The sequence below is a fragment of the Streptomyces akebiae genome (assembly GCF_019599145.1).
GTDB classification, from domain to species: domain Bacteria; phylum Actinomycetota; class Actinomycetes; order Streptomycetales; family Streptomycetaceae; genus Streptomyces; species Streptomyces akebiae.
This window is the reverse complement of sequence record NZ_CP080647.1, coordinates 4,303,109-4,319,353: the sequence shown is the minus strand read 5'-3', so window position 1 is coordinate 4,319,353 and position 16,245 is coordinate 4,303,109. Positions and strand designations below refer to the sequence as shown.

The following is a 16,245-nucleotide window of genomic DNA, read 5'->3' as shown; positions in this document are numbered from 1 at the left end:
GCGCACGGGCGAGGCCCCACCCCGTAGGCTGTGCCGCGTGGCAGAACCCGTACGGATCCCGGACGCGAAGGTCGCCCTGTCCACGGCCTCCGTGTACCCGGAGTCGACGGCCACGGCCTTCGAGATCGCCGCACGCCTCGGGTACGACGGCGTGGAGGTCATGGTCTGGACCGACCCGGTCAGCCAGGACCTGGAGGCCCTGCGCCGCCTCTCCGACTACCACCAGATCCCCATCCTCGCCGTTCACGCGCCCTGTCTGCTGATCACCCAACGCGTGTGGTCCACCGACCCGTGGGTCAAGCTCCAGCGCGCCCAGGCCGCCGCCGAGAAGCTCGGCGCGAGCACGGTCGTCGTCCACCCGCCGTTCCGCTGGCAGCGCCAGTACGCGCGTGACTTCGTCACCGGGATCTGGCGGATGGCGAACGAGACGGACGTCCGGTTCGCCGTCGAGAACATGTACCCCTGGCGCTACCGCGACCGCGAGATGCTCGCGTACGCCCCCGACTGGGACGTGACGAAGGACGACTACCGGCACTTCACGATCGACCTCAGCCACTCCGCGACGTCCCGCACCGACGCCCTGGACATGGTCGGCCGCATGGGCGACCGCCTCGGCCATGTGCACATGGCGGACGGCAGGGGGTCGGCCAAGGACGAGCACCTCGTCCCGGGCCGCGGCAGCCAGCCCTGCGCCGAACTGCTGGAACGTCTCGCCCTGAGCGGTTTCGACGGCCACGTCGTGATCGAGGTCAACACCCGCCGTGCCATGTCCGCCGCCGAGCGCGAGGCCGACCTGGCGGAGGCACTCGCCTTCACCCGGCTGCATCTCGCCTCCGCCGCGCGGGTTCCCCGACGGTGACCCCGGCCACCCCCCGCCGCAGGGGCAGGCCCTCCCGCACGGAATCGGCCGACACGCCCGCCGCCCGCGACCGCATCCTGGCAGCGGCCCGCGAGGAGTTCTCCGAGCGCGGCTACGACAAGGCGTCCGTACGCGGCATCGCCAAGGCCGCCGGGGTGGACTCGGCGCTGGTGCACCACTACTTCGGTACGAAGGAGCAGGTGTTCGAGGCCGCCGTCACCCTCTCCTTCGGCCCGGCCATGCAGGCTCCCCAGGCCGTCGAGGAGGGGCCGCTCGACGGTGTGGGCGAGCGGCTCACCCGGTTCGTCTTCGGTGTCTGGGAGAACCCCGCCACCCGTACGCCCCTGCTCGCGATCGTCCGGTCCGCCGTGAACAACGAGGCCGCCGCCGCCGTCTTCCGCCGCATCATCGCCACGCAGGTGCTCCGCCGTATCGCCGACCGCCTGGAGGTACCGGACGCGGAGCTGAGGGCCGAGCTGGCCGCCGCGCAGCTGGTGGGCATCGCGATGCTGCGGTACGTGATCAAGGTCGAGCCGGTTGCGTCGGCGGACCCGGAGCAGATCATCAAGAGGGTGGCCCCCGTGGTGCAGGCGCACCTCACGGCGCCCTCTTAGTGCCCGGAACCTCGCGAGCGACCGCCACGCGCCCGCAGCCGCGAACCGAGACAGTCATCCCGTATTCCGGACAAGCTGTCCGACCCTTGGCGCAACGGGCGTACGCTCGACTCAGTCAGAAGTCTCTGATCGCAGTCTCAGAAGGTCCCCTGAAGGAGCGAGCGCGATGCCCGAGCTGAGGTCCCGCACAGTCACCCACGGCCGCAACATGGCGGGCGCCCGCGCCCTTATGCGCGCCTCCGGTGTACCGGGCGCGGACATCGGCCGCAAGCCGATCATCGCGGTCGCGAACTCCTTCACCGAGTTCGTGCCGGGCCACACCCACCTCCAGCCGGTGGGCCGGATCGTCAGCGAGGCCATCCGCGAGGCCGGCGGCATCCCGCGCGAGTTCAACACGATCGCCGTGGACGACGGCATCGCGATGGGCCACGGCGGCATGCTGTACAGCCTCCCCTCCCGCGACCTGATCGCGGACTCGGTCGAATACATGGTCGAGGCCCACTGCGCCGACGCCCTGATCTGCATCTCCAACTGCGACAAGATCACCCCGGGCATGCTGAACGCCGCGCTGCGGCTCAACATCCCGACCGTGTTCGTCTCCGGCGGCCCCATGGAGTCCGGCCGGGCGACCCTCGTCGACGGCACGGTCCGCACGCTCGACCTGGTCGACGCGATCTCCGACGCCGTGAACGACAAGATCTCGGACGAGGACATCCTCCGCATCGAGGAGAACGCCTGTCCGACCTGCGGCTCCTGCTCCGGCATGTTCACCGCCAACTCGATGAACTGCCTGACCGAGGCCATCGGCCTCTCCCTCCCGGGCAACGGCTCGGTCCTGGCCACCCACACGGCCCGCAAACAGCTGTACATCGACGCGGCCCACACGGTCATGGACATCACCCGCCGCTACTACGACCAGGACGACGAGACGGTCCTGCCGCGCTCGATCGCGAACTTCGCGGCCTTCGAGAACGCCATGGCCCTCGACATCGCCATGGGCGGCTCCACCAACACGATCCTGCACCTGCTGGCCGCCGCCCAGGAGGCGGGCGTCCCCTTCGGCCTCAACGAGATCGACGCCGTCTCGCGCCGCGTGCCCTGCCTGGCCAAGGTCGCGCCGAACGTCGCCAAGGACCGCACGTACTACATGGAAGACGTGCACCGCGCCGGCGGCATCCCGGCCCTGCTGGGCGAGCTGCACCGCGCGGGTCTGCTCAACGAGGACGTGAACTCCGTCCACAGCCCCTCCCTCGCCGACTGGCTCAAGACCTGGGACGTGCGCGGCGGCTCCCCGTCCCCCAAGGCCGTCGAGCTGTGGCACGCGGCCCCCGGCTGCGTCCGCTCCGCCGAGGCGTTCTCCACCTCCGAGCGCTGGGACACCCTGGACGAGGACGCCGAGGGCGGCTGCATCCGCTCCGCCGAACACGCCTACTCCAAGGACGGCGGTCTGGCGGTGCTGAAGGGCAACCTCGCCGTCGACGGCTGTGTCGTGAAGACGGCCGGCGTCGACGAGTCGATCTGGACCTTCGAGGGCCCGGCGGTCGTCTGCGAGTCGCAGGAGGAGGCCGTCCAGAAGATCCTGCTGAAGGAGATCAAGGAGGGCGACGTCGTCGTCATCCGCTACGAGGGCCCCAAGGGCGGCCCCGGCATGCAGGAGATGCTCTACCCGACCTCGTACCTCAAGGGCCGCGGCCTGGGGAAGTCCTGCGCGCTGATCACCGACGGCCGTTTCTCCGGCGGCACCTCGGGCCTCTCCATCGGCCACGCCTCGCCCGAGGCGGCCGGTGGCGGCACGATCGCCCTCGTCGAGGACGGCGACCGCATCCGTATCGACATCCCGAACCGTTCGATCGAGCTGCTGGTCGACGACGCCGAACTGGCCCGCCGTGAGAAGGCGCTGAACGGCGTCTACGCCCCGAAGAACCGGGAGCGCAAGGTGTCGGCCGCGCTGCGGGCGTACGCCGCGATGGCCACCAGCGCCGACAAGGGCGCGGTGCGGGACGTCAGCAAGCTGGGCTGAGGGCTGCCGAGGGGCCGCCGAGGCCCGCACGCCGGTTGTACGACCGAGGGCCGTTCCCCGACGGGGAACGGCCCTCGGTCGCGCAGGTGGGGGAGGAGGCGGTCCACGTCGTACGTAGGGTCGGTCGGCCGCCTCACCAGCTCGCCGGATCGTTCCCGTCCAGCCCGAGCACGGTCCCGTCGGGTGCGCCCGCGCAGACGCGGCCGTCGATGACCACCGGCTCGGGCCGCGCACTGGTGATCCGGTCCGAGTCGCCCAGCCGGGACGCCGTCTCCCCGCTGAGCCGGCCCTTCCGCGCATCCACCGCGAGCAGGCGCCCGTCGGACGAGGTGAAGTACACGTACCGGTCGCCGACGACCGGCGTCGAACCCCGAGCGACCCCCGTCTCGGTCCGCCACAACTGCTTCCGCGCCTTCATGTCGACGGCCACGAGCGCGCCGCTCGCGCCGCTCAGCAGATACACGACGTCACCCCGCACCACCGCATGGGCCTGTTCGAGCCGTACGGGCAGCTCGACCCGGACCGTCTTCCCGGTGCCGGGGTCGTACCGGAGCACGGCGACCGTGTCGGGGTACGCGCCACCGATCGAGGCGAAGAAGAGCGAGCCGTTCCGGGCCCCCACCGGTTCCAGCTGACCGTCCAGCCGGGCGTCCCACCGCACGTCACCCGTCTCCGGGTCCACCGCGGTGACCCGCGTCCGGGCCCCCGCCCCCTCACCGGTGACGCTCGCCACGTAGGCCGACCGGTCACCGTCGAACGCCGTGAAGTACGCCTCCGGCTGCCCCGGGATCCGGCGGCTCCAAGCGATGTCACCGGTGGCACTGTCCACACCGGTGACCGTTCCGTCGGCGGCCGTCAGCAGCAGCGTGCCGCCCGCGTATCGCTGGGCGCCGTACGCGGAGACGTCCCGCTCCCACCGCACCTTGCCGGTGTCCGGGTCGAGTGCCTGGACCCGTCGGCTCTGGCCCGTCAGCACGTGCACGAGTCCGCCCGACTCGACGGGCGGGGCACCCGCGCCCAGCGCACCCGCGTCGTCGACGGTGTGCCGCCACAGCACGCCGCCGTCCGCCGGATCCAGCGCGGAGACCAGCCCCCGCTGCGAGCACAGCAGCTTCCCGGCCCCGTACGAGCACTGCGGCGCGCTTCCGTTCTTCGCCGCGGGCTTGGTGGCCCAGGCTGCGAGTGCGGGCGCGGCGGCCGCGGCGCGACTGGCCCGCGGCGTGGCCGTGGCCCCGTCCGCCCGCCCACCCTCACCGCCCAACACCCGCGCCGAGACGAACCCCCCGACCGCGACGACCACCAGTGAGGCGGCGACCAGAACGGCCCGCCTGCGCAACCGCCGCCCGGCGCGACCGGTCCCGCTTCCACGCCCGCCGTCGGGGGACTTTCCGGACCCGCCGCGACCACCGCTGACACCTGTGCCGGTGTCTGTATCGGCGCCCTTGCCTGTGCCTGTGCCGGTGTCTGTGCTGGTGCTGGTGCTGGTGCTGGTGCTGGTGCCTTTGCCGGTGGCGGAGGCCGGGGCCGCTCCCGTGTCTGCCACCGCCCCGGTGTTCTCGCCCTTGCCCCGCCCTGTGTTTGTGTTGCCGTACTTGTTGCCGTGCTCGTCGTCGTGCTCGTCGCCGTCTCGGTCGGCGGTCCGGCCAGGACCGGGGACGCCTGTCCACCCCGCCCCTTGTCTCTCTTTCTCCCGCTCCCTTTCCCGATCCCTCTCCCGCTGGCTCGGTATGAAGGTCTGCGTGTCGTACGAGGCGGCCACGGACCGGAGTTCGCGCATCAGCTCGTCCGCCGTGGGCCGGTCCTCGGGCTCCTTCGCTAGGCAGGCGCGGACGAGGGGCGCGAGGTTCCCGGGTACGCCGGTGAGGTCCGGCTCGTCGTGGACGACCTGATAGGCGACGACGTAGGGGCTGTCGGAGTCGAAGGGCCCGCGCCCGGTGGCCGCGTGCACGGTCACCGAACCGAGGGCGAAGATGTCGGCGGCGGGCCCGACCTCCCTGGGCCGCCGGAACTGCTCGGGGGCCATGAACGGCGGTGTGCCGATCAACTTCCCTGTCTCCGTGCGCAGTTCACTGTCCTTCGGCCGGGAGATGCCGAAGTCGATGACCTTGGGGCCGTCCTCGGCGAGCAGGACGTTGCTGGGCTTGAGATCCCGGTGCACCACGCCGGCGCGATGGATGTCGCGCAGGGCCTCCGCGAGCCCCGCCATCAGCCGCCGCAACTGTCCAGGCGGCATGGGCCCGTTCCGCTTCACGTGCTCGGCGAGGGTCGGGCCGGGAATGAAGAGGGTGGCCATCCAGGGTCGGGGACTGTCGGTGTCGGCGTCGACGACAGGCGCGGTGAAGGCACCGCTGACCCGCCGGGCGGCGGCCACCTCTTGCCGGAAACGCCCCCTGAACTCAGGGTCCTTGGCGAACTCGGCATGCACCACCTTCACCGCGAGCCGCAGTCCCGAGGTCGAGCTGGCCAGATGGACGACACCCATACCGCCGGACCCCAGACACGACTCCAGGCGGTACTGGCCGGAGTACTCAGGAAGTTCCGCTTCCGCTCCCGACCCGGTGCCCCGCTGCGGTGCCATGGGTCCACCCCCGTGCTGTTTCGGCCGCCCCCGCGACGCTCGGAGCCTAGTCGATGACATCTACGGGACAGAGGCGGCTTGCTAGCCTTCGCGTGCGAAAAACGCACAGGTGTGTGTGTCCTGATTCAGGGGTATCAAAGGGTCTCCATGGCTTGCATGGGGACCAAACGGGGTTCGAACGTGTTTCAAACGGGGGGAGTTCAGCCATGTCTGTCGAGCATGTCGAAGAGGTCACCGGCGACGGCGAGGGGGAGCAGTCCGCCATGGTGACGGCCGGCGCGGCCGCGGTCACGGCAGCCGTCCGGTACTACTCGGTCGCGCCGGGCGTCCGCGTCAACGTCCGCAGCGGCCCGAGCACCGGCTACGGCATCGTCCGAGTCCTCTCCGAGGGCGCCAGGGTGCCGATCTACTGCCAGACGCCGGGCCAGACCATCACCGGCCCGTACGGCACCACCAACGTCTGGGACAACATCGACGACGGCCAGTACATCTCGGACGCCTACGTCTACACCGGCAGCGACGGCTACGTGGCCGGCCGCTGCGGCTGACCCGGCGCGGGGCGTCCGGCGCGCGCACGCCGCACGGAACTCGCCGCGGTACCACCACATCCGGTACCGCGGCGTCCGGTGGCCGGCGTCCTGTGCCCGATGCCGCCGCCCAGCCCTCTCCGACCCGGGGCGATAATCGACGCGTGAGCGATGAACCGAAGAACATCCGGGCGGAGCGGCGGGAGCGGCAGGAGCAGCAACAGGAGTCGGCAGCGCCCCAGGGGCGCCAGGCGCCCTCGACGGCCGGGGCGACCCAGGCGGGCCCTCGTCCCGAACCCATCCGTTTCTTCGGGACGACCTGGCTGAATCACGACGGCAACTATCCGGCCCGCCGCGCGGGCGTCACCGCGGGCTCGCTCGCCGCCGTGGTCGCCTCCGGTCTGGTGCTGCGTCTGGCCTACGAGGGCCTGCAACTGGCAGCGGTCGGCGGCTTCGTCAGCATCCTGGTCGTCATCATGTTCGCCACCTGCAGCGCCCTGGCCTTCGGCCACACCTGGGGCTCCTACACCACACGCCCCGACCCGGCCCGACAGTCCTCCCTGCGCGGCCTGCTCACCATCGGCTTCCTCGGCTCCCTGACCGCCTACTTCCTCCGCTCCCTGAAGGAGGCCCCGGGCGAGTCCCTCCACCGCGAGGAATACACCACGGCCCGCGAGCAGTACGACCGCCGCACAGCCAAGCGCACCGGCAACCCGTCGAAGCGCCGCCGCCCCTGACGGCAGCCCCGTCAGTGGCGAGGGGAACTGCGCGAGGGCCCTGACAAACCAACGACGAACCCTCCCCAACGCTCCTCATCCCGAGTGAGGATGCCCCCATGGCGACCTCCCGTCCTCACCCTCGCGCCCACCCCTTCCACACCGCCCGAGCCCACTCCTTCAACAACGCCGCAGCCCAGTACGCCGCAAACCGCCCTTCCTACCCACCCGCCCTCTTCGACACCATCGAAGCCCTGTCCCCCCACCCCCTCCACGGCTCCCGCACCGTCGACGTAGGCGCCGGCACCGGCATCTCGACCACCCTGCTCCACTCGCGAGGCGCCCACGTACTCGCCGTCGAACCCGGCGCGGGCATGGCCGCCCAGTTCCGCCGCACCCACCCCCACCTCCCCCTCGTCCGAGGCGACGGAAACGCCCTCCCCATCGCCACCGCCTCCACCGACTTCCTGACCTACGCCCAGTCCTGGCACTGGACCGACCCCTCCCGCTCGGTCCCGGAAGCCCTCCGAGTGCTCCGCCCCGGCGGAGTGCTCGCCCTCTGGTGGAACACCGACGCCGTCGACATCCCCTGGATCGCCGACGCCACCACCCGTATCCACCGCTTCCTCGGCGTGGACCCCGACACCCCGATCGAGAAAAGCGTTTCCGGGGCACCCGCGGCCCTCGCCGACGCGGCGGGACACCTCGACTTCACGCGCCGCCCCATCCGTTGGAGCCGCGCGGTCTCCCTCGACACCCATCTGGCCAACATCGCCAGCCACTCGGCGTTCCTGGTCCTGGGCGAAGACGCCACCGCCGAGTTCTTCACCGAGGAACGAGCCCACCTGCGCAGGCTTTTCCCCACCGAAACCATCGAGGAGACCTACGACGTGGACCTGCTCCTGGCCATACGCCCCTGAACGAGCCCCGCTCGAACCAGCCCCTGTGCCCCTCTTGCATCAGCCCTTTTCTAAAGGGCATCGCCTGCCGTCCCAGCCCCTCCTGAACCCCGCCCCCGGCCGTCTCACCGCACCACCCCCACATCCCCTTCCCCTCCCTCTCGCACCCCGCGATCCACGGCCAATCCCGCCCCCCATGCCTCCAGAGCCGCCGCACACGCGTGGTCCACATGCCACAGCCCGCTCAACTCCAGTCGCACACCTCGCTCCCGAGGCACCCCTTCCAGCGCGTCCAGCAGCTTCGGCAGCCGCAGGAACGTCGCGTTCCCGACCACCCGCACCACCACCTCCGTGTCCCCCCGGTCCTCGATCTCCACATGCACCTGGCTGATGTCCCACGCGGTCTTGGCCACCGCCAACGCGAGCCCCACCAGCACTCCCTCGAAGAGGTTCCAGGCCACGATCGCCAAGGCGGTCACCCCCAGCACCACCACCTCCCCGCGATCCCGCGACCGCCACAGCACCCCCAACTCCCGTACGGGCACGAGCCGACACCCCGCGTACACCAGCAGCCCGGCCAGTGCCGCCACGGGGATCCCACCGAGCACCCCGGGCAGCAGAGCGGCGAAGACCAGCAGCCACACCCCGTGCAGCACCCGTGAGGCCTTGGTCCGCGCTCCCGCCCGCACGTTCGCCGCACTCCGTACGATCACCGCCGTCATGGGCAGTGCCCCGAGCGCCCCGCACAGCATGTTCCCGGCGCCCTGGGCGACCAACTCCCGGTCGTAGTCGGTCCTCGGGCCGTCGTGCAGCTGATCCACGGCCGCCGCGCTGAACAACGACTCGGCGGAGGCGATCAGCGCGAGGGCGAGAACGGTCCCGACGACCCCGGCCTCCGCGAGCAACCCCAGGTCATCGACCGTCGGCACCCGCACGGCCGCCAGCAACCCCCGCACCTCGACGCGTCGCACGCCCAGGTCGAACACCCCGGTCACCAGGGCCGCACCCCCGACGGCCACCAACGGCGCCGGCACGAAACGAGCCCCGCGCCGCCACCGAGGCCACACCACCAGGACGCCGACCGTGGCGCCCCCGAGCGCGAGCGCCACGGGATCCACGGCACCGGGCAACGACCCCCACCCCGCGAACTTCTCGATCCCCCCACCCCCGGGCGCGGCCACATCACCCATCGCGTACACCTGCCCCGCCACCAGCACCAGACCGATCCCGGCGAGCATCCCCTGCACCACGGCCACGGACACGGCCCGGAACCACCGCCCCCACCGCAGCACCCCCAACCCGATCTGCACCACCCCCGCCCCGAGCACCAGCACACCGAGCGCCGACAGCCCGTACGCCCGCACCGCCTCGTACACCAGCACGGTCAGCCCGGCCGCCGGCCCACTCACCTGGAGGCTGCTCCCCGGCAGAACACCGACGACCAGTCCTCCGACGATCCCCGTGACCAGCCCCAACTCCGCTGGCACCCCCGAAGCCACCGCGACGCCCACACACAGCGGCAACGCCACGAGAAACACGACGACCGAGGCGGCCAACTCCCCTCGCCACGGCACAGCCCCCGCGCCGCGAAGCCACGGCCGGAGCCGTAACCGTGCCTGAAACGGCCCCAAGGCATTACGCACGAGCACACACCTCCGGTAGCCGACGTTCGATCAGGAGTGCCCGGCAGGAGATGCGCGGTCCCCAGCCAGGGGAGAGAACCCGACGGTGATCACGAGGACTCACGACGGGTGACCGCCGCGCAGATCACCCGGACGACACGGCATGGCCAAGAACCCTCCGAATGGCCACGCTCCGCAACCAATTGTCACCCAAAGCGAGCATCCTCCGCACCCCTTCACCGCGATCACCGCTCCGCAGCGGAAGCGCACACCCCCGGAACCCCGCCCTCCGATCACCCCGCCAAGCGCCCGCGCCCCTCCCTGCTCCCGCCGCGCCGCCTCCCTGCCGCGCGCGCCCCGCGCTCAGCGCGGTTCCTGCCGCGCCCTTCCTTGACGACACCCCGACCCCTGCGCAATATTCATCACATGATGAATTACCCTCCGAAGGAGACGCCACCCCAACCCCCCGCCCCCGCCGGCGCTCCTCCACGCCCTGCCATCCACGCCCAGGGCCTCACCGTCGCCCGAGGCCCCCGCACAGTCCTCCGCAACCTCGACTTCGCCGTCCCCCCGGGCCAGATCACCGGCCTCCTCGGCCCTTCCGGCTGCGGCAAATCGACCCTGATGCGAGCGATCGTCGGAACCCAGGCCAAGGTCACCGGCACCCTCGACGTCCTCGGTCACCCCGCAGGCGACGCCACCCTCCGCTCCCGCATCGGCTACGTCACCCAGGCCCCCTCGGTCTACGACGACCTGACCGTCCGCCAGAACCTCACCTACTTCGCCGCGATCCTCGACCCCGGCCGCGCCGCCGCCGACCGCCGCGACGAAAACGTCACCCGGGCCATCACCGACGTGGCCCTCACCACTCACGCCGACGTCCTCGCCGGCAACCTCTCCGGCGGCCAGCGCAGCCGGGTCTCCCTGGCCGTGGCTCTCCTCGGCACGCCCGAACTCCTGGTGCTCGACGAGCCCACCGTCGGCCTGGACCCCGTCCTGCGCCGTGAACTCTGGAACCTCTTCGACACCATCGCCGCCGAGCGCCGGGCCACCCTCCTGATCTCCTCCCACGTCATGGACGAGGCCGAGCGCTGCCACCGCCTCCTCCTCATGCGCGAGGGCGAGATCCTCGCCGACGACACACCCGAGGCCCTCCGCACCCGCACCCGCACGGAATCCGTCGAAGCCGCCTTCCTCCACCTCGTCGACGAGGCCACCGCGACCACGACCGAACCCACGACCACGGCCGCGACCGGCACACACCAGAAGGAGCAGGCGCGATGAGGACGACACCGAGCGACTCCGCCACACCCGCGGTCCCACGACCCAGGACCCTCAGCTACTCCCGCACGACCGCCACCGCGGCCCGAGTCCTCCGCCAACTAGGCCATGACACCCGCACGATCGCCCTACTGATGCTCATCCCGTGCGTGATGCTCTTCCTGCTCCGCTACGTCTTCGACGGCAACCCACGCGTCTTCGACTCCATCGGCGCCTCGCTCCTCGGCATCTTCCCGCTGATGACGATGTTCCTGGTGACCTCGATCGCGACCCTGCGCGAACGCACCTCCGGCACCCTGGAACGCCTCCTCTCCATGCCCCTCGGCAAAGGAGACCTCATCGCCGGCTACGCCCTGGCCTTCGGCACCCTGGCGATCATCCAGTCCGCCCTCGCCACCGGTCTGGCCGTCTGGTTCCTCGACCTGGACGTCATCGGCTCACCCTGGCTGCTCCTGATCGTCGCCCTCCTCGACGCGCTTCTGGGCACCGCTCTCGGCCTCTTCGTCTCGGCCTTCGCCTCCTCCGAGTTCCAGGCCGTCCAGTTCATGCCGGCCGTGATCTTCCCCCAGCTCCTCCTCTGCGGCCTGTTCACCCCGCGCCCCGAGATGCATCCCGCCCTGGAAGCCATCTCCAACGTCCTCCCCATGTCGTACGCCGTCGACGGCATGAACGAAGTCCTGCTGCACCACGACATGACCGCCACCTTCGTCCGCGACATCACGATCGTCGCCGGCTGCGCCCTGCTGGTCCTGACCCTGGGAGCCGCCACCCTGAGGCGCCGGACGACATAGCGCCCACCCAGCACCTGCCAATGGCGGCACGCCCCGTATGCGGCACCCGACATCCCGCCCACCGGACACCGCAGCCGAAGCCCCCTCCCCGGTGCGAGGATGGCCCCAGGACGACGCACCCCCGGAGGGCACCCGCACCATGAGCCAGAAAGTCGCAGTCCTCGGCACCGGCAAGATCGGCGAGGCCCTGCTCAGCGGCATGATCCGAGCCGGCTGGGCTCCCGCGGACCTCCTGGTCACCGCCCGCCGCCCCGAACACGCCGAGGAACTCCGCACCCGCTACGGCGTCACCGCGGTCACCAACGCCGAGGCGGCGAAGACCGCGGACACGCTCATCCTCACGGTCAAGCCCCAGGACATGGCCACCCTGCTCGACGAACTGGCCCCGCACACCCCCGCCGACCGCCTGGTCGTCAGCGGCGCGGCGGGCATCCCCACCTCCTTCTTCGAGGAGCGCCTGGCCGCAGGCACCCCTGTCGTCCGTGTCATGACGAACACCCCCGCTCTCGTCGACGAGGCCATGTCCGTGATCTCCGCAGGCAGCCATGCGAGCGAGGCCGACCTCGCGCACGCCGAGGAGATCTTCGGCGCCGTCGGCAAGACGCTCCGCGTCCCCGAGTCCCAGCAGGACGCCTGCACCGCCCTCTCCGGCTCCGGCCCGGCGTACTTCTTCTACCTGGTCGAAGCCATGACCGACGCGGGCATCCTCCTGGGTCTGCCCCGCGACAAGGCCCACGACCTGATCGTCCAGTCCGCCATCGGCGCGGCCACGATGCTCCGAGACAGCGGCGAACACCCCGTCAAGCTCCGCGAGAACGTCACCTCTCCCGCGGGCACGACGATCAGCGCCATCCGCGAACTCGAGAACCACGGAGTACGCGCCGCACTGATCGCCGCGCTGGAGGCCGCCCGCGACCGCAGCCGCGCCCTGGCCTCCGGCAACAACAGCTGACGCCGCCCGCGGTCAACCGGCCAGAAGACCGATCGCCCGATACGCCTGATCCACCCTCGGTCGAGCCATCTCTCTGGCCTTCGCCGCACCCATCCGCAGCACCCCCTCCACATACGCAGGATCCGCGCACAACTCCTTGTGCCTCTCCTGTACGGGCCTGAGGAGCTCGACCACGGCCTCTGCGGTGTCCTTCTTCAGCGCCCCGTACGATTCATATACACCGCTCAGATCCTCGGGGTTCCCACCCTCACAGGCCGCGAGGATCTCCAGCAGATTGGCGAGCCCCGGCCGCTCCTCCCGGTCGTACACGACGTCCCGCCCGCTGTCGGTCACGGCCCGCATGACCTTCTTCCGCACCACATCCGGTTCGTCCAGCAGATAGACGATCCCCGGCCCGACGTCGTCCGTCTTCCCCATCTTCGACGTCGGATCCTGCAGATTCATCACGCGCGCACCGACCTTCGGCGGTGTGGCCCGAGGCACGACGAACGTCTGCCCGTACCGCTGGTTGAACCGCACGGCCAGATCCCGCGTCAGCTCCACATGCTGTGTCTGGTCGTCCCCGACCGGCACCTCGTCGGTCCCGTACGCCAGGATGTCCGCCGCCATCAGTACCGGATACGTCAGCAGCGACAGCCGGACACTCCCGCCCCGCTCCCGCTCTCGCGCTGCTTTCTCCTTGTACTGGATCATCCGCCGCATCTCGCCGTCCGTGGCCACGCACTCCAGCAGATACGAGAGCCGCGCGTGCTCGTCCACATGACTCTGCACGAAGACGGTGCACAGCTCGGGATCCAGCCCCGACGCCAGCAACAGCGTCGCCGCCTGCCGACTGAGTCTGCGCACCCGGGCCGGATCGTGGTCCACGGTCAGCGCGTGCAGGTCCACGACGCAGAACAGCGCGTCCGTCCGGTGCTGGTCGACCTCGGCCCACCGCCGCACGGCTCCCAGGTAGTTCCCCAGCGTCAGATGCCCCGTCGGCTTGACCCCGCTGAAGACCCGTGTCATCTCTCCACCTCCTGATCAGGGCCGCCGCCACCGGGTGGCCGATCCTCAGGAGGGAGAAACGAGAACGGCCGCCGGGGCGGCGGCCGTTGAGTACATACGTGAGTACGGCCGCCGTCAGGCGGCCCACCACTGCTGGCGACACGTACGCGTAGTCATGAGGGTCAGGCTACGCCTGCGAGAGGCCGGCCGACAGCGAGTTGACACACCCCGAGCCGGTACGTAGTGTTCTCCGGGTTGTCCGACGTGAGCGCCGACCTCGGTCGGTCCCCGGACAGCCACTTCGCAGGTAACCACCAACAATCGACGATCCGTCGTCGTGCCCTTGGTATGCGTATTTGCGAAATGAGGAATCCGCGTTCGAAAGGGCGCAGCCCCCGATTAGCTCGGGAGCCGGGAATCCGCTAAAGTCTCACTCGTCGGAACGGCCCAACGGCCGTGAAGACAACACCCGCTGACTGGGAATCAGGCCCGAAAGGATCTGATAGAGTCGGAACCGCCGGAAAGGGAAACGCGGAAGCGGAAACCTGGAAAGCGCCGAGGAAATCGGATCGGAAAACGATCTGATAGAGTCGGAAACGCAAGACCGAAGGGAAACTGCCCGGAGGAAAGCCCGAGAGTAACTTGGGTGAGTACAAAGGAAGCGTCCGTTCCTTGAGAACTCAACAGCGTGCCAAAAATCAACGCCAGATATGTTGATACCCCGTTCCCGGCCGGTCATCGGTTGGGGCGAGGTTCCTTTGAAACAAACACAGCGAGGACGCTGTGAACCATCGGATCATTCCTCCGGTGGTTCCGCTCTCGTGGTTTGCACCCGATTACGGGTACACATTCACGGAGAGTTTGATCCTGGCTCAGGACGAACGCTGGCGGCGTGCTTAACACATGCAAGTCGAACGATGAACCACTTCGGTGGGGATTAGTGGCGAACGGGTGAGTAACACGTGGGCAATCTGCCCTTCACTCTGGGACAAGCCCTGGAAACGGGGTCTAATACCGGATACAACCACTGCAGGCATCTGTTGGTGGTGGAAAGCTCCGGCGGTGAAGGATGAGCCCGCGGCCTATCAGCTTGTTGGTGAGGTAACGGCTCACCAAGGCGACGACGGGTAGCCGGCCTGAGAGGGCGACCGGCCACACTGGGACTGAGACACGGCCCAGACTCCTACGGGAGGCAGCAGTGGGGAATATTGCACAATGGGCGAAAGCCTGATGCAGCGACGCCGCGTGAGGGATGACGGCCTTCGGGTTGTAAACCTCTTTCAGCAGGGAAGAAGCGAAAGTGACGGTACCTGCAGAAGAAGCGCCGGCTAACTACGTGCCAGCAGCCGCGGTAATACGTAGGGCGCGAGCGTTGTCCGGAATTATTGGGCGTAAAGAGCTCGTAGGCGGTCTGTCGCGTCGGATGTGAAAGCCCGGGGCTTAACCCCGGGTCTGCATTCGATACGGGCAGACTAGAGTGTGGTAGGGGAGATCGGAATTCCTGGTGTAGCGGTGAAATGCGCAGATATCAGGAGGAACACCGGTGGCGAAGGCGGATCTCTGGGCCATTACTGACGCTGAGGAGCGAAAGCGTGGGGAGCGAACAGGATTAGATACCCTGGTAGTCCACGCCGTAAACGGTGGGAACTAGGTGTTGGCGACATTCCACGTCGTCGGTGCCGCAGCTAACGCATTAAGTTCCCCGCCTGGGGAGTACGGCCGCAAGGCTAAAACTCAAAGGAATTGACGGGGGCCCGCACAAGCAGCGGAGCATGTGGCTTAATTCGACGCAACGCGAAGAACCTTACCAAGGCTTGACATACACCGGAAACGGCCAGAGATGGTCGCCCCCTTGTGGTCGGTGTACAGGTGGTGCATGGCTGTCGTCAGCTCGTGTCGTGAGATGTTGGGTTAAGTCCCGCAACGAGCGCAACCCTTGTTCTGTGTTGCCAGCATGCCCTTCGGGGTGATGGGGACTCACAGGAGACTGCCGGGGTCAACTCGGAGGAAGGTGGGGACGACGTCAAGTCATCATGCCCCTTATGTCTTGGGCTGCACACGTGCTACAATGGCAGGTACAATGAGCTGCGAAGCCGTGAGGCGGAGCGAATCTCAAAAAGCCTGTCTCAGTTCGGATTGGGGTCTGCAACTCGACCCCATGAAGTCGGAGTTGCTAGTAATCGCAGATCAGCATTGCTGCGGTGAATACGTTCCCGGGCCTTGTACACACCGCCCGTCACGTCACGAAAGTCGGTAACACCCGAAGCCGGTGGCCCAACCCCTTGTGGGAGGGAGCTGTCGAAGGTGGGACTGGCGATTGGGACGAAGTCGTAACAAGGTAGCCGTACCGGAAGGTGCGGCTGGATCACCTCCTTTCTAAGGAGCATCTAGGTCCCGTC

12 protein-coding genes and 1 rRNA gene are annotated in these 16,245 nt (G+C 69.2%); 10 read left to right on the top strand and 3 right to left on the bottom strand.

Translation table 11 applies throughout. The annotated features are described in order from the left end of the window. The first annotated feature begins 37 nt into the window (after window positions 1-37). The 3 genes from K1J60_RS18535 (at window position 38) to ilvD (ending at window position 3,493) form a co-directional block, all read left to right on the top strand. Window positions 38-859 carry a sugar phosphate isomerase/epimerase family protein gene (locus K1J60_RS18535; protein WP_220647173.1) on the top strand — a complete coding sequence of 274 codons (822 nt, stop codon included), beginning with the start codon at window positions 38-40 and terminating at the stop codon, window positions 857-859. Beyond that, window positions 856-1,473, top strand: a complete 618-nt coding sequence (locus tag K1J60_RS18530; protein WP_220647172.1) for a TetR/AcrR family transcriptional regulator — start codon at window positions 856-858, stop codon at window positions 1,471-1,473. Before K1J60_RS18535 ends, K1J60_RS18530 begins: the two co-directional genes overlap by 4 nt. Before the next feature lie 166 nt (window positions 1,474-1,639). Continuing rightward, the gene (gene ilvD, locus K1J60_RS18525; protein ID WP_220647171.1) at window positions 1,640-3,493 is read left to right on the top strand and encodes a dihydroxy-acid dehydratase; all 1,854 of its coding nucleotides are present in this window, start codon (window positions 1,640-1,642) and stop codon (window positions 3,491-3,493) included. 133 nt (window positions 3,494-3,626) lie between these two features. On the opposite strand, the gene K1J60_RS18520 is transcribed toward ilvD, so the two are convergent. Beyond that, window positions 3,627-6,071, bottom strand: coding sequence for a serine/threonine-protein kinase (locus K1J60_RS18520; protein WP_220647170.1), 2,445 nt, complete (start codon window positions 6,069-6,071; stop codon window positions 3,627-3,629). Window positions 6,072-6,277: 206 nt separating this feature from the next. Between K1J60_RS18520 and K1J60_RS18515 the strand changes: the two genes are divergently transcribed. The 3 genes from K1J60_RS18515 to K1J60_RS18505 all read left to right on the top strand — a co-directional run bounded on the left by K1J60_RS18515 (window position 6,278) and on the right by K1J60_RS18505 (window position 8,234). Continuing rightward, window positions 6,278-6,619: an SH3 domain-containing protein gene (locus K1J60_RS18515; protein ID WP_220647169.1), complete on the top strand. Its 342-nt coding sequence runs from the start codon at window positions 6,278-6,280 to the stop codon at window positions 6,617-6,619. Window positions 6,620-6,762: 143 nt separating this feature from the next. Then, window positions 6,763-7,335, top strand: a complete 573-nt coding sequence (locus K1J60_RS18510; RefSeq protein WP_220647168.1) for an EamA/RhaT family transporter — start codon at window positions 6,763-6,765, stop codon at window positions 7,333-7,335. Window positions 7,336-7,433: 98 nt separating this feature from the next. Beyond that, the gene (locus K1J60_RS18505; protein WP_220647167.1) at window positions 7,434-8,234 is read left to right on the top strand and encodes a class I SAM-dependent methyltransferase; all 801 of its coding nucleotides are present in this window, start codon (window positions 7,434-7,436) and stop codon (window positions 8,232-8,234) included. A 104-nt stretch (window positions 8,235-8,338) separates the two neighbouring features. Here the strand turns inward: K1J60_RS18505 and K1J60_RS18500 are convergent, their stop codons facing one another. Further along, window positions 8,339-9,769 (bottom strand): SulP family inorganic anion transporter, encoded by a 1,431-nt coding sequence (locus K1J60_RS18500; protein WP_259407782.1) that lies wholly within the window; start codon window positions 9,767-9,769, stop codon window positions 8,339-8,341. A gap of 492 nt (window positions 9,770-10,261) precedes the next feature. Here K1J60_RS18500 and K1J60_RS18495 point away from each other — a divergent pair, with 492 nt between their 5' ends. From K1J60_RS18495 to proC, 3 genes are all read left to right on the top strand, one after another. Then, a complete protein-coding gene (locus K1J60_RS18495) occupies window positions 10,262-11,119 on the top strand; it encodes an ABC transporter ATP-binding protein (protein WP_220647165.1) in 858 nt (285 codons plus the stop codon). Further along, the gene (locus tag K1J60_RS18490) at window positions 11,116-11,907 is read left to right on the top strand and encodes an ABC transporter permease (RefSeq protein ID WP_220647164.1); all 792 of its coding nucleotides are present in this window, start codon (window positions 11,116-11,118) and stop codon (window positions 11,905-11,907) included. The genes K1J60_RS18495 and K1J60_RS18490 overlap by 4 nt, the downstream gene beginning before the upstream one ends. 139 nt (window positions 11,908-12,046) lie before the next feature. Further along, window positions 12,047-12,859 (top strand): pyrroline-5-carboxylate reductase, encoded by an 813-nt coding sequence (gene proC, locus K1J60_RS18485; RefSeq protein ID WP_220647163.1) that lies wholly within the window; start codon window positions 12,047-12,049, stop codon window positions 12,857-12,859. Window positions 12,860-12,871: 12 nt separating this feature from the next. Here proC and trpS read toward each other — a convergent pair whose 3' ends face one another. After that, on the bottom strand, window positions 12,872-13,867 hold the full coding sequence (gene trpS, locus K1J60_RS18480) for a tryptophan--tRNA ligase (RefSeq protein ID WP_033524753.1): 996 nt from the start codon (window positions 13,865-13,867) through the stop codon (window positions 12,872-12,874). Window positions 13,868-14,695: 828 nt separating this feature from the next. Between trpS and K1J60_RS18475 the strand changes: the two genes are divergently transcribed. Beyond that, a 16S ribosomal RNA gene (locus K1J60_RS18475) occupies window positions 14,696-16,222 on the top strand. Window positions 16,223-16,245 lie beyond the last annotated feature (23 nt).

Coding starts and splice junctions, on each gene's coding strand:
- ilvD (WP_220647171.1), top strand. CDS start 1,640: ATGCCCGAGCTGAGGTCCCGCACAGTCACCCACGGCCGCAACATGGCG.
- K1J60_RS18520 (WP_220647170.1), bottom strand. CDS start 6,071: ATGGCACCGCAGCGGGGCACCGGGTCGGGAGCGGAAGCGGAACTTCCT.
- K1J60_RS18515 (WP_220647169.1), top strand. CDS start 6,278: ATGTCTGTCGAGCATGTCGAAGAGGTCACCGGCGACGGCGAGGGGGAG.
- K1J60_RS18505 (WP_220647167.1), top strand. CDS start 7,434: ATGGCGACCTCCCGTCCTCACCCTCGCGCCCACCCCTTCCACACCGCC.
- K1J60_RS18495 (WP_220647165.1), top strand. CDS start 10,262: ATGATGAATTACCCTCCGAAGGAGACGCCACCCCAACCCCCCGCCCCC.
- K1J60_RS18490 (WP_220647164.1), top strand. CDS start 11,116: ATGAGGACGACACCGAGCGACTCCGCCACACCCGCGGTCCCACGACCC.
- proC (WP_220647163.1), top strand. CDS start 12,047: ATGAGCCAGAAAGTCGCAGTCCTCGGCACCGGCAAGATCGGCGAGGCC.
- trpS (WP_033524753.1), bottom strand. CDS start 13,867: ATGACACGGGTCTTCAGCGGGGTCAAGCCGACGGGGCATCTGACGCTG.